At 72.5% G+C, this 22092-nt stretch carries 19 protein-coding genes; 6 read left to right on the forward strand and 13 right to left on the reverse strand.

The genetic code is table 11. The features are described from left to right. Nucleotides 1-96: 96 nt before the first annotated feature. Nucleotides 97-1449, reverse strand: a complete 1353-nt coding sequence (locus ACSLTV_RS11415; protein ID WP_432135573.1) for a class II 3-deoxy-7-phosphoheptulonate synthase — start codon at nt 1447-1449, stop codon at nt 97-99. A gap of 189 nt (nt 1450-1638) precedes the next feature. On the opposite strand from ACSLTV_RS11415, the gene ACSLTV_RS11420 reads away from it, so the two are divergent. From ACSLTV_RS11420 to ACSLTV_RS11430, 3 genes are all read left to right on the forward strand, one after another. Further along, complete coding sequence (locus tag ACSLTV_RS11420) at nt 1639-4473, forward strand: N-acetylmuramoyl-L-alanine amidase (protein WP_435612049.1); 2835 nt, start codon at nt 1639-1641, stop codon at nt 4471-4473. 99 nt (nt 4474-4572) lie between these two features. After that, on the forward strand, nt 4573-4629 hold the full coding sequence (locus ACSLTV_RS11425; protein ID WP_432135733.1) for a trp operon leader peptide: 57 nt from the start codon (nt 4573-4575) through the stop codon (nt 4627-4629). A 107-nt stretch (nt 4630-4736) separates the two neighbouring features. Next, nucleotides 4737-6626, forward strand: coding sequence for an anthranilate synthase family protein (locus ACSLTV_RS11430; protein ID WP_435612050.1), 1890 nt, complete (start codon nt 4737-4739; stop codon nt 6624-6626). Here ACSLTV_RS11430 and ACSLTV_RS11435 read toward each other — a convergent pair. The 5 genes from ACSLTV_RS11435 to ACSLTV_RS11455 all read right to left on the reverse strand — a co-directional run bounded on the left by ACSLTV_RS11435 (nt 6578) and on the right by ACSLTV_RS11455 (nt 11570). Next, nucleotides 6578-7573 (reverse strand): 2-hydroxyacid dehydrogenase, encoded by a 996-nt coding sequence (locus ACSLTV_RS11435; RefSeq protein WP_432135576.1) that lies wholly within the window; start codon nt 7571-7573, stop codon nt 6578-6580. The two genes, ACSLTV_RS11430 and ACSLTV_RS11435, sit on opposite strands and share 49 nt — an antisense overlap. Nucleotides 7574-7671: 98 nt before the next feature. After that, a complete protein-coding gene (locus ACSLTV_RS11440; RefSeq protein WP_432135577.1) occupies nt 7672-8691 on the reverse strand; it encodes a 6-phosphofructokinase in 1020 nt (339 codons plus the stop codon). Between the two features lie 101 nt (nt 8692-8792). Continuing rightward, on the reverse strand, nt 8793-9476 hold the full coding sequence (locus ACSLTV_RS11445) for a response regulator (RefSeq protein ID WP_432135578.1): 684 nt from the start codon (nt 9474-9476) through the stop codon (nt 8793-8795). Then, complete coding sequence (gene macS, locus ACSLTV_RS11450; RefSeq protein ID WP_432135579.1) at nt 9473-10705, reverse strand: MacS family sensor histidine kinase; 1233 nt, start codon at nt 10703-10705, stop codon at nt 9473-9475. The genes ACSLTV_RS11445 and macS overlap by 4 nt, the downstream gene beginning before the upstream one ends. Nucleotides 10706-10763: 58 nt before the next feature. After that, nucleotides 10764-11570 (reverse strand): lysophospholipid acyltransferase family protein, encoded by an 807-nt coding sequence (locus tag ACSLTV_RS11455; protein ID WP_432155740.1) that lies wholly within the window; start codon nt 11568-11570, stop codon nt 10764-10766. Between the two features lie 199 nt (nt 11571-11769). Between ACSLTV_RS11455 and ACSLTV_RS11460 the strand changes: the two genes are divergently transcribed. Then, nucleotides 11770-12549 carry an alpha/beta hydrolase gene (locus tag ACSLTV_RS11460; protein ID WP_432135581.1) on the forward strand — a complete coding sequence of 260 codons (780 nt, stop codon included), beginning with the start codon at nt 11770-11772 and terminating at the stop codon, nt 12547-12549. Next, nucleotides 12542-13162 (forward strand): hypothetical protein, encoded by a 621-nt coding sequence (locus ACSLTV_RS11465; RefSeq protein WP_435612051.1) that lies wholly within the window; start codon nt 12542-12544, stop codon nt 13160-13162. The genes ACSLTV_RS11460 and ACSLTV_RS11465 overlap by 8 nt, the downstream gene beginning before the upstream one ends. On the opposite strand, the gene ACSLTV_RS11470 is transcribed toward ACSLTV_RS11465, so the two are convergent. The 6 genes from ACSLTV_RS11470 to ACSLTV_RS11495 form a co-directional block, all read right to left on the reverse strand. Next, the gene (locus ACSLTV_RS11470) at nt 13159-13902 is read right to left on the reverse strand and encodes an endonuclease/exonuclease/phosphatase family protein (RefSeq protein ID WP_432135583.1); all 744 of its coding nucleotides are present in this window, start codon (nt 13900-13902) and stop codon (nt 13159-13161) included. The genes ACSLTV_RS11465 and ACSLTV_RS11470 overlap by 4 nt on opposite strands. Before the next feature lie 104 nt (nt 13903-14006). Continuing rightward, nucleotides 14007-14960, reverse strand: coding sequence for an ROK family glucokinase (locus tag ACSLTV_RS11475; RefSeq protein ID WP_432135584.1), 954 nt, complete (start codon nt 14958-14960; stop codon nt 14007-14009). Between the two features lie 55 nt (nt 14961-15015). Then, nucleotides 15016-15522, reverse strand: coding sequence for a DUF5304 domain-containing protein (locus ACSLTV_RS11480; protein ID WP_432135585.1), 507 nt, complete (start codon nt 15520-15522; stop codon nt 15016-15018). Nucleotides 15523-15579: 57 nt separating this feature from the next. Further along, complete coding sequence (locus tag ACSLTV_RS11485; protein WP_432135586.1) at nt 15580-16767, reverse strand: ArsA family ATPase; 1188 nt, start codon at nt 16765-16767, stop codon at nt 15580-15582. A gap of 62 nt (nt 16768-16829) precedes the next feature. Next, entirely contained in the window at nt 16830-17270 is a 441-nt protein-coding gene (locus tag ACSLTV_RS11490) for an SRPBCC family protein (RefSeq protein ID WP_432135587.1), read from the reverse strand. 123 nt (nt 17271-17393) lie between these two features. Beyond that, nucleotides 17394-18191, reverse strand: a complete 798-nt coding sequence (locus ACSLTV_RS11495; RefSeq protein WP_435612052.1) for a metallophosphoesterase family protein — start codon at nt 18189-18191, stop codon at nt 17394-17396. 325 nt (nt 18192-18516) lie between these two features. Here ACSLTV_RS11495 and ACSLTV_RS11500 point away from each other — a divergent pair, with 325 nt between their 5' ends. Next, a complete protein-coding gene (locus ACSLTV_RS11500) occupies nt 18517-20313 on the forward strand; it encodes an AMP-dependent synthetase/ligase (RefSeq protein ID WP_432135589.1) in 1797 nt (598 codons plus the stop codon). 31 nt (nt 20314-20344) lie between these two features. Here the strand turns inward: ACSLTV_RS11500 and ACSLTV_RS11505 are convergent, their stop codons facing one another. Next, nucleotides 20345-21931: a GMC oxidoreductase gene (locus tag ACSLTV_RS11505; protein WP_432135590.1), complete on the reverse strand. Its 1587-nt coding sequence runs from the start codon at nt 21929-21931 to the stop codon at nt 20345-20347. Between the last annotated feature and the right edge of the window lie 161 nt (nt 21932-22092).

Consider the following 22092-nt stretch of genomic DNA (forward strand, 5'->3'; position numbering starts at 1 on the left):
GGTGAGGCAAACCTAACCTTAGCCCGGGTGGGAAGCTCACGAAAGAGCGAAGGGGCGCGGATCCCGTGTGATCCGCGCCCCTTTTGTGCCCTGTGCCTACTGGTCCCGGTACATCTCCGCGACGAGGAACGCCAGGTCCAGCGACTGGCTGCGGTTCAGCCGCGGGTCGCAGGCCGTCTCGTAGCGCTGGTGCAGGTCGTCGACGAAGATCTCGTCGCCGCCGCCCACGCACTCGGTGACGTCGTCGCCGGTCAGCTCGACGTGGATGCCGCCCGGGTGGGTGCCGAGGCCCTTGTGGACCTCGAAGAAGCCCTTCACCTCGTCGAGCACGTCGTCGAAGCGGCGGGTCTTGTGCCCGGAGGCCGCCTCGAAGGTGTTGCCGTGCATCGGGTCGGTCACCCAGGCCACCACCGCGCCGGACGCCGTGACCTTCTCCACCAGCTCGGGGAGCTTGTCGCGGATCTTGTCGGCGCCCATCCGGACGATGAAGGTCAGCCGGCCCGGCTCGCGCTCCGGGTCCAGGCGCTCGATGTACTGCAGCGCCTCCTCGGCCGTGGTGCTCGGGCCGAGCTTGATGCCGATCGGGTTGCGGATCCGCGAGGCGAACTCGACGTGCCCGTGGTCCAGCTGGCGGGTGCGCTCACCGATCCACACCATGTGCGCCGAGACGTCGTAGAGGTGTCCGGTGCGCGAGTCGACGCGGGTGAGCGCGGACTCGTAGTCCAGCAGCAGCGCCTCGTGCGAGGAGAAGAACTCGACGGTCTTGAACTCCTCCGGGTCGGCCCCGCAGGCGTGCATGAAGTTCAGCGCGTTGTCGATCTCGCGCGCCAGCTGCTCGTAGCGCTGGCCCGACGGGGACGACTTCACGAAGTCCTGGTTCCAGGCGTGCACCTGGCGCAGGTCGGCGTAGCCGCCGGTGGTGAAGGCGCGCACCAGGTTCAGCGTGGACGCCGAGGCGTGGTACATCCGCTTGAGCCGCTCGGGGTCCGGGATCCGGGCCGCCTCGCTGAACTCGAAGCCGTTGACGGAGTCGCCGCGGTAGGTCGGCAGGGTCACGCCGTCCCGGGTCTCGGTCGGCTTGGAGCGCGGCTTGGAGTACTGGCCGGCGATACGGCCGACCTTCACCACGGGCACGGACGCGGCGTACGTCAGCACGGCGCCCATCTGGAGCAGCGTCTTCAGCTTGTTGCGGATGTGGTCGGCGGACACCGCGTCGAAGGCCTCGGCGCAGTCGCCGCCCTGGAGGAGGAACGCCTCTCCCTTGGCGACGGACGCCATCCGGGCGCGCAGCTGGTCGCACTCGCCCGCGAAGACGAGCGGAGGATACGACTCGAGGTCCGCAACGACTGCGCGCAGAGCCTCGGGGTCGGGGTACTCGGGCTGCTGCGCCGCGGGCAGATCTCGCCAGGTGTTGCCAGCGCTCGCGCTGGTCTTAGCGTTCACGGTCACGCACTCCACATTACGGGGTCGGGTCCACCGGTTTTCGGCTGGCTCGACAGATGAGACGGAGCCCTCGGCCGCCGCGGTATTTCCCATGAGTAACAGCAGCCCCTCGTTGAACGCTGGACCTCATAGGTGCGATCTACACGCAAGCAGGGATCGGCCTTCAGGGGATTCCGGACCGACAGGGGTAGGGACTTGAGCGCGGGCCATCGCAGAAACCGCAAGAAGAAGAGACTGCTCGTCTACGGCGTGGCCTCGGTGGTGGTGGCGGCGGCCACGGCCGGCACGCTGGCCCTGGCCTCGCCCGGCCTGCTGGGGTCCGACGACTCACCGGCCGAGGCGCCGTCGCTGCAGAGCGCGTTCGCCCGGGCCGCCGCGGAGTTCGACGTACCGCAGAACGTGCTCATGGCGGTCTCCTACCGGCAGACCCGCTGGGAGGACCACGACGGGCGGCCGTCCACCACCGGCGCCTACAACGTCATGGCCCTCACGGACGTCGACGCGGAGGACCTCGGCGACGGCAAGGACGGCGACACCGACGAGCGCGAGCACCTGCTCGACCACATGAACCTCAGTGGCGAGCCGGCCGTCGAGAAGCACTTCGACGCCGCGAAGGCGCTCAGGAGCCTGAAGAAGAAGGCAGTCGACACCGCCGACCCGCGCCTGCACACGCTGGACGAGGCCGCCGGGCTGATCGACGTCTCGCCGCAGGAGGTGCAGGACGACCCCCTGCAGAGCATCCGGGCGGGTGCGGCGCTCCTCGCCGAGTACCAGAAGGCGGCCACCGGCTCACTGCCCGAGGACCCCGGCGCCTGGTACCCGGCCGTGGCCCGCGCCAGCCAGGCCACCGACCGCAAGGGCGCCGACCTCTTCGCCGCGCGGGTGTACGAGTCGATCAGGAAGGGTGAGCGCCGGGTCACCACGGGGGGCGAGACCCTGACCCTGCCGGCCGACCCGGCCGTCCGGCCGCGGAAGTCCGACGACTTCGACCTCGCGGCGGCCGCAACGACCACCACCGCCTCCCCCGACTGCCCGGCCGGCCTGAACTGCGACTTCCGCCCCGCCGCCTACCAGCAGAACGGCACCATCGACGACTGGGGCAACTACAGCGTCGCGAGCCGCCCCGCCACCGGCCACGAGATCCGCTACATCCTGCTGCACGACACCGAAGGCAGCTACGACAGCTCGCTGGGGGTCTTCCAGAACTCCCGCACCTACGCCAGCGCCCACTACCTGATCCGCGCCTCGGACGGTCTGGTCACCCAGATGGTCGAGAACAAGAACGAGGCGTGGCATGCCGGCAACAAGAGCATGAACATGCACTCGATCGGCATCGAGCACGAGGGCTACGCGATCAAGGACGGCAGCTGGTACACCGAGCCGGAGTACGAGTCCTCCGCCGCACTGGTGAAGTACCTGGCCGCCAAGTACGACATCCCGCTGGACCGCGAGCACATCATCGGCCACGACGAGGTCCCGGGCCCCCTGGACACCAACGTCGCCAAGCAGCACTGGGACCCGGGCCCCTTCTGGGACTGGAACCACTACATGCAGCTGGTCGGCGCCCCGACCGGGGCCGGCGGCGCCGGCGGGGTCTACAAGGCCGGCCAGCTGATCCGCGTCGTCCCGCCCTTCACCACGGCGAACCAGCCGAAGCTGACGAACAACGGCGCCGCGGTCGCCACCCAGCCGGCCAACTTCACCTACCTGTACTCGTCGCCCTCCACGAGCTCCGCCCCGATCACCGACCCGTACCTCGGCTCGATCTCCTCCACCGAGGGCTGGAACTGGGGCAACAAGGTCGTGGCCGGCGGCGAGTACGTCGTCGCCGAGGCACGCGGCGACTGGACCGCCATCTGGTACGGCGGCCAGAAGGCCTGGTTCTACAACCGCGGCGGCCGGTTCGCCACGGCCGTCGGCACCCAGAGCGTGGTCAGGCCCAGGGCCGGCCTCGGCAGCGTCCCGGTCTACGGCCGCACCTACCCGGAGGACGCCGCGTACGACGGCACCGACGTGCCGGTCCAGGACGCGAACACCGACCCGCTGACCAAGTACACCGTCCCCGCCGGCCAGACGTACACGCTGGCGGGCTCGGAGGTGACCGGCTCCTACTACAACAGCGGCACCTACGACGGCTCCGGCGCCGGCTCGCGCACGGTGGTCGTGGGCGGCACCGACACGTTCTACCCGATCCGCTTCAACCACCGGCTGGCCTGGGTGCGCGCCTCGGACGTCGACGTGGTGAACAGCACCGCCCCGGACCCGGCCACCGACCGCTACGACATCCTCGGCCGTGACTCCTCGGGCGTGCTGTGGCAGTACCAGGGCACCGGCAGCGGCTCCACGCCGTTCCTCAGCCGCTACCGGGCCGGCTGGGGCTGGAACATCTACACCATGGTGACGTCCCTGACGGCGCTGCGCGCGGACGGCACCGGCGACATGACGGCGCGCGACAAGGACGGCGTGCTCTGGTACTACAAGGGCAGCGGCGACCCGTCGGCGCCCTACCTGCCGCGCACCAGGGTCGGCGCGGGCTGGAACATCTACGACGTCGTCACCGGCGCCCGCGACCTCACCGCCGACGGCCGGCCCGACATGGTCGCCCGCGACCGGGACGGCGTGCTCTGGCTCTACCAGGGCACCGGCGACACCGCGCGGCCGTTCCTGCCCCGCACCCGCATCGGCGCGGGCTGGCAGATCTACGACGCCCTGACCGACACCGGCGACTTCACCGCAGACGGCAAGGCCGACCTGATCGCCCGGGACACCGACGGCGGACTCTGGCTCTACCGGGGCACCGGCAACGCCACCGCCCCCTACGCCCCCCGGACGAAGATCGGCTGGGGCTGGAACATCTACGACCTGCTGCTCGGGCCGAGCGACCTCGACCGCGACGGCAGGCCCGACCTGATCGCCCGGGACCCGGACGGCGGACTGTGGCTCTACCGGGGCACCGGCAACGCCACCGCCCCCTACACCTCCCGGACGAAGATCGGCTGGGGCTGGAACATCTACGACATGATCGTCTGACCCGCGCGCGTCCGGCGACCGACCGCCCGCGGCGCCACAGCCGTCCCACATCACGGGACGTGCTGGGGCGCCGCGGGCGGATGCGCTACAGTCCCTCGCATGCACGCGCCGACGCACCAGAACTGGTGGTGGACCGCTCATCCGGCGGCCCACTGACTGCGCGTACGCAAGACTTCGCGAAGGCCGCCCGAGGGGCGGCCTTCGGCGTGTCCGGGGTCGTTCCTCACCGACATCGACGTCATGACATCGACGGAAGAGGACCCATGGATCTCGCACAGCTGGCGCACGACACCCGCCCCTTCGCCCTGCTGCGGCGCCGCACCCCGGGCCGGACCCCCGACGTGGTCGAGGTCCTGATCGGCCCGGTCGCCACGCGCGAGCGGCTCGCCGACCTCCCCGACGAGGGGCTGGCCCTGGTCCCGTTCCGGCAGATCCGCGAGCGCGGCTTCGACGTGCGCGACGACGGCACCCCGCTGACGGTGCTCACCCCCGAGGAGACCCACACCGTGTCCCTGCGGGAGGCCCTGGACCGGCTGCCCGCGCACGACGTGCGGGTCGAGGGCGGCGGCTTCGACGTCGGCGACGAGGAGTACGCCGAGATCGTCGGCCGGGTGCTGCGGGACGAGATCGGGCGCGGCGAGGGCGCCAACTTCGTCATCCGGCGGACCTACGAGGGGGAGATCCCGGGGTTCTCCCGCGCCGACGCGCTGGCCCTGTTCCGGCGGTTGCTGGAGGGCGAGCGGGGCGCCTACTGGACGTTCCTCGTGCACACCGGGGAGCGGACGCTGGTCGGCGCCAGCCCGGAGGTGCACGTCCGGATGGCCGGCGGCACGGTCGTCATGAACCCGATCAGCGGCACGTACCGCTATCCGGCCGAGGGGCCGACGCCCGAGCACCTGCTGGACTTCCTCGCCGACGGCAAGGAGATCGAGGAGCTGTCGATGGTCGTCGACGAGGAGCTGAAGATGATGTGCACCGTCGGCGACATGGGCGGCGTCGTCGTCGGGCCGCGCCTGAAGGAGATGGCGCACCTCGCGCACACCGAGTACGAACTGCGCGGACGTTCCTCGCTGGACGCGCGGGAGGTGCTCCGGGAGACCATGTTCGCGGCGACGGTCACCGGCTCCCCGGTACAGAACGCCTGCCGGGTGATCGAGCGTCACGAGGTGGGCGGGCGGGCCTACTACGCCGGTGCGCTGGCACTGCTGGGCCGGGACTCCGGGGGCACGCAGACCCTCGACTCCCCGATCCTCATCCGCACCGCGGACATCTCCGCCGACGGCCGGCTGCGGGTGCCCGTCGGCGCGACCCTGGTACGCGGCTCCGACGCGCGCGGCGAGGTCGCGGAGACCCACGCGAAGGCGGCGGGCGTCCTGGCCGCGCTCGGCGTGCGGCCGGCCCGGCCCCGCGAGGAGCGGGCGCTGCCGCGGCTGGCCGACGACCCCCGGGTGCGCGCCGCCCTCGACGGGCGCCGCTCCTCGCTGGCCCCGTTCTGGCTGCGGATGCAGGGGCCGGCCGCGCCGGAGTCGGCACTCGCCGGGCACGCCCTGGTCGTCGACGGCGAGGACACCTTCACGGCGATGCTCGCGCACGTGCTGCGTTCCAGCGGCCTGGACGTGACGGTGCGGCGCTACGACGAACCGGGGCTGCGGGACGCCGTACGGGCGCACCGGGGCCCCCTCGTGCTCGGCCCCGGGCCGGGCGACCCGTCCGACCTCGGCGACCCGAAGATGCGGTTCCTGCGCGAGCTGACCGCCGAGGTGCTGCGCGACCACGGGCAGGGGGTCCTCGGCGTGTGTCTCGGCCACGAGCTGATCGCGGCCGAGCTGGGGCTGGAGATCGTCCGCAAGGAAGTCCCGTACCAGGGCGCGCAGACGACAGTCGACCTGTTCGGACGGCCGGAGACGGTCGGCTTCTACAACAGCTTCGCGGCGCGCTGCGACGACGACGCCCACACGGCGCTGGCCGCGCGCGGCGTCGAGGTGAGCCGGGCCTCCAATGGCGAGGTGCACGCGGTACGGGCGGCCGGGTTCGCCGGGGTGCAGTTCCACCCCGAGTCGGTGCTGACGCTGAACGGTGCCGCGATCGTGCGGGAGCTGATGGCTCAGCTGCGCGGCACCAGCACGTTCTCCGAGCGGCGGCCGGCCGTGTAGTCGAGGACGTTGCCGAGGGTGGTGTCGATGATCTGGCTGACGGCGTCCACCGTGTAGTACGCCTGGTGGGAGGTGACCAGGACGTTGGGGAAGGTGACCAGGCGGGCCAGGGTGTCGTCCTCGATGGCCTCCAGGGACTTGTCGAGGAAGAACACGCCCGCCTCCGCCTCGTAGACGTCGAGGCCGACGCCGGTGAAGCGGCCCTCGCGCAGTTCGGCGACGAGGGCCGCGGTGTCGATGAGGCCGCCGCGGCTGGTGTTCACCAGGACCGCGTCGTCCTTCATCGCCTTCAGCGCCTGCGCGTCGATGAGCTGCTGGGTCTGCGGCGTGAGCGGCACGTGCAGGCTGATCAGGTCGGCCTCGGCGAGCAGTTGCTCCTTGGGGACGTACCGCATGCCGAGCTCCAGGCAGGCCGGGTTCTCGGCGACGTCCCAGCCGAGCAGCCGCATGCCGAAGCCGTGGGCGATCCGGGCGAACGCCTCGCCGATCTTGCCGGTGCCGAGGACGCCGACGGTGCGGCCGTGCATGTCACGGCCCATCAGCCCGTGGAGCCGGAAGTCGAAGTCCCGGGTGCGGCCGGCGGCGCGCACGATACGGCGGTTGACCGCCATGGCGAGGGTCCAGGCGAACTCGGCCACCGAGTAGGGCGAGTAGTACGACACCCTCGCGACGGTCATCGCCAGCCGCTCGGCCACGGGCAGGTCGACGTTGTTGAAGCCCGTCGACCGCTGGGCCACCATCTGGGTGCCGCCGGCCGCGAGGGTCTGCAGGACACGGTTGTTCAGGTCGCAGTTGACGCTGGTGGAGATCACCTCGTAGCCGAGCGCGATGGGCACGGTGTCCTCGTTGAGGAACACGTCGAGGCAGCGGACGTCGTGGTGCCCGGCGAACGCCCGCTCGATGAGGGGCTTCTCGTCGGCCTGCACTCCGAAGGCGAGGATCTCCATACCGGCGAATATACGGCCGGGCACGGCGCGGCGCGCCCCTCGGGGGCGGCGCCGCCGTGCCCGGCACGCGGCGGCGTCGCCCGGCGTGCGGGCCGCCGTCAGCCGAAGAACACCCCCACCTCGGTGTACAGCTGCGGGTCGACGGTCTTCGGGGCGCCCGTCGCCGTGGCGATCGGCACCCGGACGACGTCCGGGCCGCGCAGGGCGACCATCGTGCCGAAGTCGCCCTCGTGGGCGGCGTCGATGGCGTGCAGTCCGAAGCGGGTGGCCAGCCAGCGGTCGTAGGGGCTCGGGGAGCCGCCGCGCTGGAGGTGGCCGAGGACGGTGGTGCGGGCCTCCTTGCCGGTGCGGCCCTCGATCTCCCGGGCCAGCCACTCCCCCACCCCGGACAGCCGCGCCTGCCCGGACCCGCTGGGCGTGAGCACCACATGGCCGTCCCTGGGGCGGGCCCCGTCACCGACGACCACGATGGGCGCGTAGGAGGCGCGGAAGCGGGAGGTGACCCAGGCGCACACCTGGTCCACGTCGAAGGGCTGCTCGGGGATGAGGATGACGTTGGCGCCTCCGGCGAGCCCGGAGTGCAGGGCGATCCAGCCGGCGTCGCCGCCCATCACCTCGACGACCAGGACCCGCTTGTGCGACTCGGCGGTGGTGTGCAGCCGGTCGATGGCGCCGGTGGCGACGCCCACGGCGGTGTCGAAGCCGAGGGTGTAGTCGGTGCCCGGCAGGTCGTTGTCGATGGTCTTGGGTACGGCGACGCAGGGCAGCCCGTGCTCGTCGGCGAGCCGGGCCGCCGTGCCGAGGGTGTCCCGGCCGCCGATCGTGATCAGTGCCTCGACGTCGTGCTTGGCGAGGTTGTCACGGATGCGGCGGACACCGTTGTCGTAGTCGAGGGGGTGGGTGCGCGAGGTGCCGAGGATGGTGCCGCCGCGCGGGAGGGTGCCGCGCACCGCGGGGATGTCCAGGGGGACGGTGTCGCCGTCGAGGGCGCCGCGCCAGCCGTCCACGAACCCGACGAACTCGTGGCCGTACTCCTGTACGCCCTTGCGGACCACGGCCCGCACCACGGCGTTCAGGCCGGGGCAGTCGCGGCCTCCGGTGAGTACTCCGACGCGCATGGGGATGTCCCTTCGCCGCCTTGTGCGTGTGGGTGGTGTGCGTGCGTGTGTCGTGCGCTCACGCTCCACGCTAGCGGGGCGGACGGGGACGACGCGCCGGTTCAGGCGTCGTCGAGGCCCTTTTCTATGGCGTACCTGACCAGCTCCACCCGGTTGTGCAGTTGCAGCTTGCCGAGGGTGTTCTGCACGTGGTTCTGGACGGTGCGGTGGGAGATGACCAGACGCTCGGCGATCTGCTTGTAGCTCAGGCCCTTGGCGACCAGGCGCAGCACCTCGGTCTCGCGGTCGGTCAGCCGGGGCGCGCCGGGTTCGTCGGTGTCGGGGGCGGGGGCCGGCTCGGAGGCGAGCCGGCGGTACTCGCCGAGGACCAGCCCGGCGAGCCCCGGGGTGAACACCGGGTCCCCGTCGGCGGTGCGGCGCACCGCGTCCAGCAGTTCCTCCGTGGACGCCGACTTCAGCAGGTAGCCGGTCGCGCCGGACTTGACGGCCTCCAGCACGTCGGCGTGCTCACCGCTCGCCGACAGGACGAGGACGCGCACCCCGGGGTCGGCGGCCACGACCTCCTTGCAGACCTGGACGCCGGGCTTGGCGGGCAGGTTCAGGTCGAGGACGAGCACGTCCGGCCCGGCGGCCCGGGCGCGGCGCACGGCCTGGTCGCCGTCGCCCGCCGTGGCGACCACCTCGAAGCCCGACTCGGCCAGGTCGCGGGCGACCGCGTCCCGCCACATGGGGTGGTCGTCGACCACCATCACCCTGATCGGGCCGCGCCCCTGGTTCGCACTCATCGCAGTCCTGCCTTCCCCCGGGTGTTCGTCACGTCTTTCGGTACGGTCAGCTCGACCTCGGTGCCCTGCCCCGGGGTCGAGACCAGCTCGGCGGTCCCGCCGAGATCGCGCAGCCGTCCCCGGATGGACTGGGCCACGCCGAGCCGTCCCTCCGTCTCGGCCCGCGCCAGCCGGCCTGCCGGGATGCCGGGCCCGTCGTCCCGTACGGTGACGATCACCGAGTCCGGCTCGTCCTCGACGAGGATCCAGGCGCGGGCGCTCGGGCCGGCGTGCTGCCGCACGTTGTCCAGCGCGGCGCCGACGGCGGCGGCCAGTTCGCGGGCGGCGGCGGGGGGCAGGTCGACCGGGGCGCCGGGCTCGGCGAGCTGGACCCGCTCGCCGGCGTACGGGGAGAGCAGCGCGCGCAGGTCGACGCGGGCGTCGGCGTCCTCGCCGTCGTCCTCCTCGACGAGGCGGACGAACGCACCCTGGGCGGCGTCCTCCGACACCCGGGACACCGGGGTCAGCCCGCCGGAGACCAGGCCGCGCAGCGCCACCTCCTGCTCACCGGCCATCCGGCCCAGCTCGGCCGCCTCCCCGCCGAGTGCGGCGCCGCGCCGCTTCACCATCGCCAGGACCTGGAGCACGCCGTCGTGGATGTCCCGGGCGAGCCGCTCCCGTTCACGGGTGGCGGCCTCGATCTCCAGCGCGCGGGCCAGGGTGCGCTCGGAGGCGCGGGCCACCTCGACGACGTAGCCGATGGCGATGGAGGCGACCCAGACGAGGATCACGTTGTGGACGGTGTCGCGGGCCGGGTGGCCGCGCTCGACGAGGTTGGCGGCGGCGACGGTCGTGGAGGCGAACGCCGCCCAGCGCCAGCCGCCCTTGATGGCGTAGGCGAGGACCGAGCCGGCGGTCCATATCGACGGCAGCGTGGGGCCGCCGTCCTGGATGTGCCGGCCGGTGGCGGCCAGCGGGGTCAGGACGATGCCGGTGAGCGCGATGGCGAGGTCGGCGGCGAGGAAGCGCTTGGTGCAGACGGCGGCGTTCTGCACCCGGGGCAGGGTGGCGAGGGTCCAGAGCGCGAGGACGGCGTAGTAGGCGAGGACGAGGCCGGGGCGGTCGTAGTGGTCGCGGGCGGAGACGTACAGGCCGATCGCGTACAGCATGGTCAGGACGCGGAAGGCGGTGAGGGCACGCCACAGGGGCAGTTCCACCGACATCCGCATGACACGCTCGCGCCGGGCCATGGTCCCCCCTCGTCCGTCTGTCCTGCTCGGCCCCGCCCCGCCCCGGACGGCCCGCCCCCTACTCGGTTCTGTCGCGCTCGGCCTTCTCCTTCTCGGCCTTGTCCCGCTCGGCCTTGTCCCGCTCGGCCTTCTCCTTCTTGGCCTGTTCCTTCTCGGCCTGGGCGAGGGCCTTGTCGGCCTCCTTCTCCGCCTTGGCCGCCTCCGCGATCTGCCGCTTGGCGGCGGTCGCGTACATGTCGACGTACTCCTGACCGGAGAGCTTCATGATCTCGTACATGACCTCGTCGGTCACCGCGCGCAGCACGAAGCGGTCGCTGTCCATGCCCTGGTAGCGGCTGAAGTCCAGCGGCTTGCCGATGCGGATGCCGGGGCGCATGACCTTCGGCATCACCTGGCCGGGCGGCTGGATCTTCTCGGTGTCGATCATGGCGACCGGGACGACCGGGGCGCCGGTGGCGAGGGCCACGCGGGCCAGGCCGCCGGGCTTGCCGCGGTAGAGGCGGCCGTCGGGCGAGCGGGTGCCCTCCGGGTAGATGCCGAACAGCTCACCGCGCTCCAGCACCTCGACACCGCTGCGGATGGCGGCCTCTCCGGCCCCGCGCACGCCCGAGCGGTCCACCGGGAGCTGGCCGACCCCCTTGAAGAAGGCGGCCGTCAGCCGGCCCTTCACCCCGGGCGTGGTGAAGTACTCGGCCTTCGCGATGAACGTCACCTTGCGGTCGAGGACCGCAGGCAGGAAGAACGAGTCCGAGAACGACAGGTGGTTGCTCGCCAGGATCGCGGGGCCCTCGGCGGGCACGTTCTCCAGGCCCTCCACCCAGGGCCTGAAGATCATCTTCAGCGGTCCCCCGACGGAAACCTTCATCGCGCCGTACAACAACCGAGTGCCTCCTGTATGTGTCGAACAGACCTTAACCCGTCGGTGACCCGGCCGGTGCTGCCGAAGGGCCCGAAGGAACCCGGCGGGCCTGGTCGGTGTCGGTGCCGTCGCGTACGGTGAACCTCACGTCCCTCAGTGCACGTCCCTTCGTGAACGTCCCTCCTCAGAAGAACAGGAGACCGAGGTGCCGGTCCTTCCTGGAGCCGAGCCGTACCGCCATGAGGGCGGAGAGGTCGGGGTCCTTCTCTGTCACGGCTTCACCGGTTCCCCCCAGTCGCTGCGCCCCTGGGCCGAACACCTGGCCGGGCACGGCCTGAGCGTGTCCCTGCCGCTGCTCCCGGGCCACGGCACCCGCTGGGAGGACATGCAGCTCACCGGCTGGCCCGACTGGTACGCGGAGGTGGACCGCGAGCTGCGCGTCCTGCGCGAGCGCTGTACCGAGGTGTTCGTAGCTGGGCTGTCCATGGGCGGCGCCCTGGCGCTGCGTCTGGCGGCGCGCCACGGTGACGCGGTCAGGGGCGTGGTGGTGGTCAACCCGGCGAACAAGGTGCACGGGCTGTCGGCGTACGCCCTCCCGGTGGCGCGCCACCTGGTGCGGACCACGAAGGGCATCGCCAGCGACATCGCCCGGCCGGACGGCGCCGAGCTGGGCTACGACCGGGTGCCGCTGCACGCCGCCCACTCGCTGCGGAACTTCTTCCGGCTGGTGGACGGCGAGCTGCCGCAGGTCACCCAGCCGCTGCTGCTCCTGCGCAGCCCGCAGGACCATGTGGTGCCGCCGGCCGACTCGGCGCGGGTGCTGAACCGGGTGTCGTCGGTGGACGTGACCGAGATCCTGCTGGAACAGAGCTACCACGTGGCGACGTTGGACTACGACGCGGACCGGATCTTCGAGGAGAGCCTCTCGTTCATCGGCCGGCTCGCACCCCGGGCCGGGAAGGAAGGGACGACGGCAGGTGGCTGAGCACGACTCCGACCGTGAGGACGGTCTCGAACCGGAGGAGCAGAGCGTGCCCTTCGACGAGGCGGCCGCCTGGGCCGCGATCGTCGCCGGGTACGGGGACGAGCCCCCGGACCCGCCGGGCACCAAGCCCTTCAAGTCGGTCGAGGACCTGGCGCTGCTGGAGTCGCGGGCCAACGACGAGCCGGCCCCGGGCACGGGGACGGCCGGCGCGCAGGACGAGCGGGGCGTGACACGCGAGGAGGGCGAGCCGGAGGCCGATCCGGCCCGCCCGCTCGGCAGCTCGATCTCGTTCGCGCCCGGCGTCGGCGGCCCCCGCGACTACTCGCTCGCGGAGCCCGCCGACGGCGATCTCGGCGAGGACGACGAGGGCCACTTCGTCCCGCCGGAGCCGCCGCCGCTGCCGGCCGCCGACGCCACGGCCAAGTTCGCCTGGCTGGCGGTCATCGGCGGCCCGGTGCTCCTCCTGCTGGCGGTGCTCCTCGGCTGGGACATGACCTGGTGGCTCACCACCCTCGGCATCGGCGGCTTCCTCGGCGGCTTCGCCACCCTGGTGGTGCGGATGCGCACGGACGACGAGGACGACGGGGATCCGGGGCGGGGAGCGGTCGTCTAGCCGACTGGTCCTCGGCGTCCGGCCGGCTGGACGACCGGGACTTCGAGGTCGGCCAGGACCGGGAGGTGGTCCGAGGCCGTCCTCAGGTCCGTGGCGGTGATGCCGGGCAGGGCGGTGGGTACGCCGCAGGCGACCACCTCGACGCCCTTGGTGGCGAAGACGGCGTCGATGCGGCGGTCGGGGCCGGTCTGCGGGAAGGTGTTTTCGCCGCCCCAGGGGGCGGCGGCCACGCTCCAGCAGTCCTGGAGTTCGTCGGTGAGGCGCGCGAAGGCGGGGCCGCCGGGGCGTTCGTTGAGGTCGCCGCCCGCGACGGCGTGGTCCACGTCCATCGCGGCGAGGCGGTCGAGGAGCATGCCGGTCTGTGCGTGGCGTTCGGTGGCGTCGAGGCTGAGGTGACAGCTCACGACGCCGAGGCGGGCGCCGCCCAGGCGGACGACCGCCGTCGAGAAGCCGCGGCGGTGCAGGCCGGGGGTGAGCGGGAGGAGGACGTCCTCCGTGTGCTCGACGGTGGCGCGCAGGGAGCAGAGGAGGGCGGGGCCGGCGGCGGTCGCTCCGCCGGAGAGGACCACGAGGTCGGCGGCTCTGGCCAGGCGGGCCAGTTTCTTGCGCCAGCGGAAGAAGCGGGGGGCTTCCTGGACGAGGACCAGGTCGGGGGCGCACGCCCCGATGACCCGGGCCAGGGCGTTCTCGTCGTCGCGGAGGGAGCGGATGTTGTAGCTCAGGACGCGGATGAGCTCCATGTGGATCAATGTACGCCCACGGGGTGGGGGCGCGGGGGGACTACGCGGCCACCGGTGGTGTGTGGCGTGCCGCGCGCCCCCGCGCCCCTCGGGCAGGACGCCGGTCACATGATCGGGTCGGGCTCCCGCGCCAGGTCGGCGGCGCCGACGAGGCCCGCCTTGTTGCCGAGCCGCGCCGCCAGGACGTCGGCGACCGGGCGCCAGTTGCCCCCGACCAGCCAGCGCTTGTACGACTTGCGGATCGGGTCGAGGACCAGTTCGCCCTCGTCCGACAGGCCGCCGCCGACGATGAAGGCGGACGGGTCGAAGAGGGAGGCGAGGTCGGCGAGGCCGGCGCCCACCCAGCGGGCCAGCTCGCGGTAGGAGTCGACGGCGACCTTGTCGCCCTGGCGGGCGGCCATGGAGATGTGCTTGCCCTCGATGCCGTCGGGGGTGCCGTCGCCGAGGCCGAGCAGGACCTCCGCGTTCTCCGGGGTGGCGTTGGCGCGCTGCTTGGCGTACCGGACCAGGGCCCGGCCCGAGGCGTACTGCTCCCAGCAGCCCTGGGAGCCGCAGCCGCACAGCAGGCCGTCCGGCACCATGCGGATGTGGCCGAACTCGGCGGCGACGCCGAAGTGGCCGCGGCGCAGCTTGTTGCCGATGATGATGCCGCCGCCGAGGCCCGTGCCGAGGGTGATGCAGATGACGTTGCGGTGGCCCTTGCCCGCGCCGAACTTGTACTCGCCCCAGGCGGCGGCGTTGGCGTCGTTCTCCACGACGACGGGAAGGCCGGTGCGCTCCTGGACCTTCTCCTTCAGCGGTTCGTTGCGCCAGTCGATGTTGGGGGCGAAGTAGACGGTGGAGCGCTGCCGGTTGACGTACCCGGCGGCTCCGATGCCCACGCCGACGATCGCGTGCCCGGCCCGCGCGCCGTCCACCGCGGAGGCGATGGCGTCCACGATGGCCTCGGGCGTGGTGGGGGTCGGCACCTTGAAGGTCGACAGGATGTTGCCTTCCTCGTCGACCACGCCGGCCGCGATCTTCGTGCCGCCGATGTCGACGCCGATGGTGAGTCCCATGAATCCCTCAGTTTCGGTCGAGCCCCGCTAGGGCCAACCGTACCCGAGGCGGGAGTCAGTCCAAGTCGATGTGCTGCCCCGGGCCCCCGTCCTCCCCGCGGTCGGTGCGGTCGGGCCGGTCGCGGACGTCGTCGAGGCCGGTGTCGCGGGTGGTCCAGCGGTGCTCGTGGGACTGGACGGCCGAGCGGTAGGCGGCGAGGAGTTCGCCGCCGGCGGCGGCCAGGTGGTCGATGACGTCCGGGTTGCGTTCGATGACCGGTTCCACGGCGGCCTTGGCCTGGCGGACGACCTGCCGCACCACCTGCTCGGCCGCCGGTCCGGCGACCGAGCCGAGCAGCGGGGAGCGCAGTCCGGAGAGCCGGTCGGCGACGGCGTCGACGAACTTGCGCAGTTCCTCGGCGGCGGAGCCGGGCGGCGGGCCGTACTCCGTGCGGCGGCGGGCCTTCTCGGCCGCCAGGTCCTCGGCGCAGGCGGTCGCCCAGGCGTCGGCGTCGGCGGCGCGCTGAGCTTCTCCGACGGGCTCCTGCGCGGTGCCGTCGTTCTCGGGGCGCTCTTCGCTCATGACGGACTCCTGACTACGGTTCGTCTCTCCGACGTTACCCGAACGGCGGTACGGGGTTCACCGTGCGCGCGGCCACAGCTCGGGGTCCGGCGCGAACCGGACGGACAGCTCGCCGTCGCGCAGTCCGGCGCCGTCGACGGTGCAGCGGCGCAGCGCGGAGGGCAGCGCAAGGATGCGGCGGTGGGGGCCGGCGGTGACGACGAGTTCGTCGCCGCGCCGGACCAGGTCGAGGTCGTCGCGTATGGCGCCGGGCAGGGGGATGCGCCATACGAAGACCCGGTCGGCGCCCTCGGCGGCGGGCCGGTCGGCGACCGGCCACTCGACCGGGGGACGACCCGTGTTGACGGGACCCGGGTCGAGGGCGGCGAGGTCGTCGGCGCCGCGGGGGTCGCGGCCGAGGTGGGCGAGGGAGCGGACGTCGTCGTAGGTGTCCGTCCATTCCTGGAGCGTCTTGCGCTGCTGGGCGGCGAGTCCGGCGAGCCAGCCGTCGCTGCCGGTGCCGGGCTCGGGCAGCAGGCGGTTGGCGATCAGGGACTCGGCGCGCAGACCGCGCAGCGCGAGGCCGAGGGCGGCGTCGCGGACGGCGTCGGCGCCGGCCGGGCCCGGTTCGGCCACCAGCCGCACGGAGGTGCCGGGGTCGGTGACGACGGCGTCGACGGCGGCCAGCTCCAGGTCCCAGCGGGCCGCGGTGTCGTACAGCCACTCCGCGGGCATGGGGACGCCGGCGAGACGGCCGAGGACCGGGCGCAGGGCGCGGGCCGCCTGCCGTTCGGGGGGCAGCAGGCGGCGCAGGTAGCGGCGCAGTTCCTCGGGCAGGGACAGCAGGGCCAGGGCCTGGGGCGCCGGGGGGAGGTCCACGACCAGCAGGTCGTGCCGGTCGGCGAGGGCGGCGTCGCGCAGGGCGCGCAGCAGGGCGAGTTCCCCGGCGCCGGGCAGCGGGGTGACCTCCTCGGGGTCCAGCCGGGAGGCGCCCAGCAGGTCGAGGACGGTGGAGGCGCGCTCCTGGAAGGCGGCGAGGTCGTCGCGGAAGGCGGCGGCGGGGTCGGGCCGCCAGGCGGTGAGGTGCGGGCCGGCCGTCACGGGTGCGGCTCCGGTCCGCACGCCCAGCGCCGCGCCGAGGGTGTCCGAGCGGTCGGCGCTCAGGACGAGGGTGCGGGTGCCGTCGGCCGCGGCGGCGCGGGCGGTGGCCGCCGCGACGGTCGTCCGGCCGGAACCGCCGGGTCCCGTGATCAGGAGGGTGCGCATGCTCTGAACGGTAGTGGAGAGCCGGGGGCCGGCCGGTCGCCCGGCTCCCCGTGGCCGGCCGGCTACTCGCCCGATTCCACCCGCTTCTTCAGGCCGGCCAGCGCGCGGTCGATGATGACCTTCTCCGCCTTGCGCTTGATCATGCCGAGCATGGGGATCTTGACGTCGACGGTCAGCGAGTAGGTGACCTCGGTGGCCCCGTCACCGGCCGGCTTCAGCAGGTAGGAGCCGTCCAGCGAGCGCAGCATCTGCGACTTCACCAGCGTCCAGGAGACCTCGTTCGCGCCGGTCCAGGTGTACGCCAGCGTCTGGTCGTCCTTGATCGCCCCGGCGTCCATGACCAGCCGCACCTGCTCGGCGCGCCCCCCGGCGTCGGTGGCGAGGACCTCCGCCTCCTTCACCTCGCCGGTCCAGTCCGGGTAGCGGGCGAAATCGGCGATGACCGCCATGACGTCGGCCGGCGCCGCCTCGATGGTGATACTCGAACTGGTGTGTTCCGCCATCGCCTTGGCTCCTCCGGATGCGGGCCGATACTGGGGTACGTGCCGCACGCGCCGCGCACGCGTGTGCAGCGTGAAGGCTACCGCGCACCCGGCCGCCCGTTGACACCGCCCACCTGCGCGCTCTCACCACTCCAGCGCCCAGGGGCGCCCACTGCCCGCGAAGTGCCCGACGTTCACGCACTCCGTGGCGCCGATCCGCATCCGCCGGACCAGCGGCTGGTGGACGTGCCCGAACAGGGCGTAGCGCGGCCGGGTCCGGCGGATCGCGTCGAGCAGCGCGCGGCTGCCCCGCTCGAAGCGGCGCGCCACCGTGTCGTAGACCAGTTCGGGCACCTCCGGGGGGATGTGGGTGCACAGCACGTCCACCTCCCCGACGGCCTCGATCTTCGCGGCGTACTCCTCGTCGCTGATCTCGTACGGCGTCCGCATGGGGGTGCGCAGGCCGCCGCCGACGAAGCCGAAGACCCAGCCGCCGATCTCGGCCCGCTCCCCGTCGAGGACGGTGGTGCCGGGTCCGGCGTACTCGCGCCACAGCGGCGGCATGTCGACGTTGCCGTACGTGGCGTAGGTGGGGGTGGGGAACGCGGCGAACAGTTCGGCGTACTGCTTGCGCACCGCCTGTTCGATCACCGTCGCGCGGTCGGTGCCGATCCCCGCCCACAGTTGCGCGCCGAGCTCCCGCGCCTCCTCGTAGCGGCGGGCGGTGCGCAGTTCGACGATGCGGGTGGCGTTCTCCGCGCCGAACAGGTCGGGGAAGATGCCGCGCGAGTGGTCGGCGTAGTCGAGGAAGAGGACCAGGTCGCCGAGGCACACCAGGGCGTCCGCGCCCTCGCCCGCCCGGGCCAGGTCGCGGGCGTTGCCGTGCACATCGCTGACCACGTGGACGCGGGTGCCGCGGCCACCGGTGGAGGGGGATGCCATGTCGATCAAGGGTAGGCGGGTGCGGCGGGCGTGAACAGGGGCGGGTCCGCCCGCGCGCCCCCGGTTACTGGCTAGTCGTCAACGGCCTCGACTACCGTACGGACGAAGAAGCCCCATCCGTGTGACGCAGGGAACATCTCGCCGGGACCCCCTGTCGAAAAAGCCATACCGGCGGGTAACGTCCGGTCGGTCCAGTCGTGCTCAGGATTTCAACCAGCGGGTCCCCGACCCGTCGGCCGGCCTCCTGGGCACTTGCCCGAGCCTTGGACCGCACCGTCGCAGCACACAACGTCGTGGCGCCGGCGCCCTATGAGGAGCAGCAGTCTTGCGCGAGTTCAGCCTTCCGGCTTTGTACGAGGTCCCTGCGGACGGCAATCTCACCGACATCGTCCGCAGAAACGCCGCGCAGCACCCGGACGTGGCCGTGATCGCCCGCAAGGTCGACGGCGTCTGGCAGGACGTGACGGCCACCGCCTTCCTCGCCGAGGTGCGCGCCGCAGCCAAGGGGCTCATCGCCGCCGGGGTGCAGCCGGGCGACCGGGTGGGCCTGATGTCGCGCACCCGGTACGAGTGGACGCTGCTGGACTTCGCCATCTGGAGCGCCGGCGCGATCACCGTCCCGGTGTACGAGACCAGTTCGCCGGAGCAGGTGCGGTGGATCCTGTCGGACTCGGGGGCGACGGCGATCGTCACCGAGCTGGACAACCACACGGCGGCCGTGGAGGCGGTGCGTGAGGCGCTGCCCGCCCTCAAGCACGTCTGGCAGATCGAGGCCGGCGGCATCGAGGAGCTGGGCCGGCTCGGGCAGGACGTCGCCGACCGGACGGTCGAGGAGCGCAGCTCGCTCGCCAAGGCGGACGACCCGGCGACCATCGTGTACACCAGCGGCACCACGGGCCGGCCCAAGGGCTGTGTGCTGACGCACCGCAACTTCTTCGCGGACTGCGGCAACGTGGTGGAGCGGCTCCGCCCGCTGTTCCGCACCGGCGAGTGCTCGGTGCTGCTGTTCCTGCCGCTCGCGCACGTCTTCGGCCGGCTGGTGCAGATCGCCCCGATGATGGCGCCGATCAAGCTGGGCTGCGTCCCCGACATCAAGAACCTCACGGACGAGCTGGCCGCGTTCCGGCCGACGCTGATCCTGGGTGTGCCGCGGGTCTTCGAGAAGGTCTACAACTCGGCGCGGGCCAAGGCGCAGGCGGACGGCAAGGGCGCGATCTTCGACCGGGCGGCCGACACCGCGATCGCGTACAGCAAGGCGCTGGACGCCCCCTCGGGCCCGTCGATCGGGCTGCGGATCAAGCACAAGGTGTTCGACAAGCTGGTCTACGGCAAGCTGCGCGCGGTGCTCGGCGGCCGGGGCGAGTACGCCATCTCGGGCGGCGCCCCGCTGGGCGAGCGGCTGGGCCACTTCTTCCGCGGCATCGGCTTCACGGTGCTGGAGGGCTACGGCCTGACCGAGTCGACCGCGCCCACCGCGTTCAACCCGTGGGACCGCCAGAAGATCGGCACGGTCGGCCAGCCGCTGCCGGGTTCGGTGATCCGGATCGCGGACGACGGCGAGGTGCTGCTGCACGGCGAGCACATCTTCAAGGAGTACTGGAACAACCCGGGCGCGACGGCCGAGGCGCTGACCGACGGCTGGTTCCACACCGGTGACATCGGCACCCTCGACGAGGACGGCTACCTGCGCATCACCGGCCGCAAGAAGGAGATCATCGTCACCGCGGGCGGCAAGAACGTCGCCCCGGCCGTGATCGAGGACCGCATCCGGGCGCACGCGCTGGTCGCGGAGTGCATGGTGGTGGGCGACGGCCGGCCGTTCGTGGGCGCGCTGGTGACCGTCGACGAGGAGTTCCTGGGCCGTTGGTGCGCCGACCACGGCAAGCCGGCGGGTTCCACCGCGGCGTCGCTGCGCGAGGACCCGGACCTGCTCGCGGCGGTCCAGGCGGCGGTCGACGACGGCAACGCCGCGGTGTCGAAGGCGGAATCGGTGCGGAAGTTCCGCATTCTCCCCTCCCAGTTCACGGAGGACTCGGGCCACCTCACCCCGTCGCTGAAGCTCAAGCGGAACGTGGTGGCGAAGGACTACGCGGACGAGATCGAGGCGATCTACGCCAAGTAGTCCACGTAGTCCACGGCTCGCCGGCGGTGTGTCATGGCGCGGTGTCCTCGGCGAGGACCCGCGCCATGGTGCGTTCGGCGAGGGCGGTGATCGTGACGAACGGGTTCACCCCGATCGAGCCGGGGATCAGCGAGCCGTCGGTGACGTAGAGCCGCGGGCACCCCTTGACCCGGCCGTAGTCGTCGGTGGCCTCGCCCAGCACGCAGCCGCCGAGCGGGTGGTACGTGAAGTCGTCGGCGAAGACGCGGCCGGCGGCGCCGAACAGGTCGCAGCGGTAGATGGTGCCGTTGGCCGCGTTGATCCGGTCGAAGAGGTTGCGCGCCATGCCGGCGGAGACGGCGCTCTGGGCGCTGCTCCATCCCAGCCGCACCGACCCTGACGAGGCGTCGTACGTGAACGACGCCCGCTCGGGGTTCCCGGTGATCGCCAGGTAGAGGCTGACCCAGTGCTCCAGGCCGGTGGGCAGCGGGGCGATCTCCGCGAAGACCGGGTTGGCGGCGTTGTCCCAGTCGTCGATGCCCATGACCGGCATGGTCGACTGGTGGGCCCCGACGGTGTCCCACAGGTGGTTGGCGCGCCCGAGCATCACGTTGCCGTTCGGGCCCCAGCCGGCGCCGGCCCGGGCGTCCAGGTCGGGCAGGGTGCCGGTCTCCCGGGCGCGCACGAGGAGTTCGGTGGTGCCGACGCTGCCGGCGCCCAGGAACAGCCGGTCGCAGGCGTACTGGCCGGTCCCGACGACGGTCCCGGTGTCGTCGATGCGGTCGGCGGTCAGGACGTAGCCGCCGTCGGCCGCCCTGGCGATGCCGGTGACCCGTTCCAGGGTGTGGATGGTGACGTTGCCGGTGCCGAGCGCGGCGGCCAGGTAGGTCTTGTCCAGGCTGCGCTTGCCGTGGTTGTTGCCGTAGATGACCTCGCCCGCGAGGGCCGACTTCGGCGCCGTGCCCTCGGCCTCGCGCCGCATGTGGTCGAAGTCGTAGACGTTGGGCACGAAGGTGGTCCGCAGACCCGCCTTGCGGGCGTGCCGGCGGGAGACGCGGGTGAAGCGGTACCACTCGGTGGACTCGAACCAGGCCGGGTCGACGGCGTTGACGCCGAGTGCGGCGCGGGCGCGCGGGAAGTAGGTGCCGTACATCTCGTCGGCGTCCACGGTCGGGAACTGCCGGGTGAAGTAGGCGCGGGAGGGGGTGACGGCCATGCCACCGTTGACCAGGGAGCCGCCGCCGACGCCGCGGCCCACGTACACCGACATGTGGTCGAAGCGGACGCGGTCCAGGACGCCTGGGTAGCGGCCGATGTCCCTGTTGACGACGTCCAGCCACAGGAAGGTGGCCAGGGGGGCCTCGGTGCGGGTGCGGAACCACATGGAGCGGTGGTCGGGGTCGGTGGTGGAGCAGAACACCCGGCCGTCGGGGCCGGGGGTGTTCCACAGACGGCCCATCTCGATCACCAGGGTGCGGATGCCTGCCTGCCCGAGGCGGAGGGCGGCCACGGCGGCGCCGTAGCCCGAGCCGACCACGATCGCCGGTGCGGCCTCCACGGGGGCGGGCTGCTGCGCCCGGGCCGAGGCCAGGCCGACGCGGGTGAAGCCGAGGGTGGCCGCGGTCTGCAGGGCTGCCATGCCCAGGATGTGACGTCTCGTCAAGTGACGATGTATCAGTTTTGCTGTCATGTGGCGGAGCATGGGCGGATTTCGCCATTCCGCCAAGGGGTGGCGCACGGTCGACGGTGCGGTGGGGTGCGTGCCGGGCGTCGCGACGCCGCGGAGAGCCGCCGGAAGGT

This window comes from Streptomyces sp. bgisy159, assembly GCF_965341775.1.
In the GTDB taxonomy this organism is placed as follows: domain Bacteria; phylum Actinomycetota; class Actinomycetes; order Streptomycetales; family Streptomycetaceae; genus Streptomyces.

Bases quoted from the DNA above. Each gene is read 5' to 3' on its own strand.
- ACSLTV_RS11430 (WP_435612050.1), top strand. From the start codon at position 4,737: ATGGATCTCGCACAGCTGGCGCACGACACCCGCCCCTTCGCCCTGCTG.
- ACSLTV_RS11435 (WP_432135576.1), bottom strand. From the start codon at position 7,573: ATGGAGATCCTCGCCTTCGGAGTGCAGGCCGACGAGAAGCCCCTCATC.
- ACSLTV_RS11440 (WP_432135577.1), bottom strand. From the start codon at position 8,691: ATGCGCGTCGGAGTACTCACCGGAGGCCGCGACTGCCCCGGCCTGAAC.
- ACSLTV_RS11445 (WP_432135578.1), bottom strand. From the start codon at position 9,476: ATGAGTGCGAACCAGGGGCGCGGCCCGATCAGGGTGATGGTGGTCGAC.
- macS (WP_432135579.1), bottom strand. From the start codon at position 10,705: ATGGCCCGGCGCGAGCGTGTCATGCGGATGTCGGTGGAACTGCCCCTG.
- ACSLTV_RS11455 (WP_432155740.1), bottom strand. From the start codon at position 11,570: ATGAAGGTTTCCGTCGGGGGACCGCTGAAGATGATCTTCAGGCCCTGG.
- ACSLTV_RS11470 (WP_432135583.1), bottom strand. From the start codon at position 13,902: ATGGAGCTCATCCGCGTCCTGAGCTACAACATCCGCTCCCTCCGCGAC.
- ACSLTV_RS11475 (WP_432135584.1), bottom strand. From the start codon at position 14,960: ATGGGACTCACCATCGGCGTCGACATCGGCGGCACGAAGATCGCGGCC.
- ACSLTV_RS11480 (WP_432135585.1), bottom strand. From the start codon at position 15,522: ATGAGCGAAGAGCGCCCCGAGAACGACGGCACCGCGCAGGAGCCCGTC.
- ACSLTV_RS11485 (WP_432135586.1), bottom strand. From the start codon at position 16,767: ATGCGCACCCTCCTGATCACGGGACCCGGCGGTTCCGGCCGGACGACC.
- ACSLTV_RS11490 (WP_432135587.1), bottom strand. From the start codon at position 17,270: ATGGCGGAACACACCAGTTCGAGTATCACCATCGAGGCGGCGCCGGCC.
- ACSLTV_RS11495 (WP_435612052.1), bottom strand. From the start codon at position 18,191: ATGGCATCCCCCTCCACCGGTGGCCGCGGCACCCGCGTCCACGTGGTC.
- ACSLTV_RS11505 (WP_432135590.1), bottom strand. From the start codon at position 21,931: ATGGCAGCCCTGCAGACCGCGGCCACCCTCGGCTTCACCCGCGTCGGC.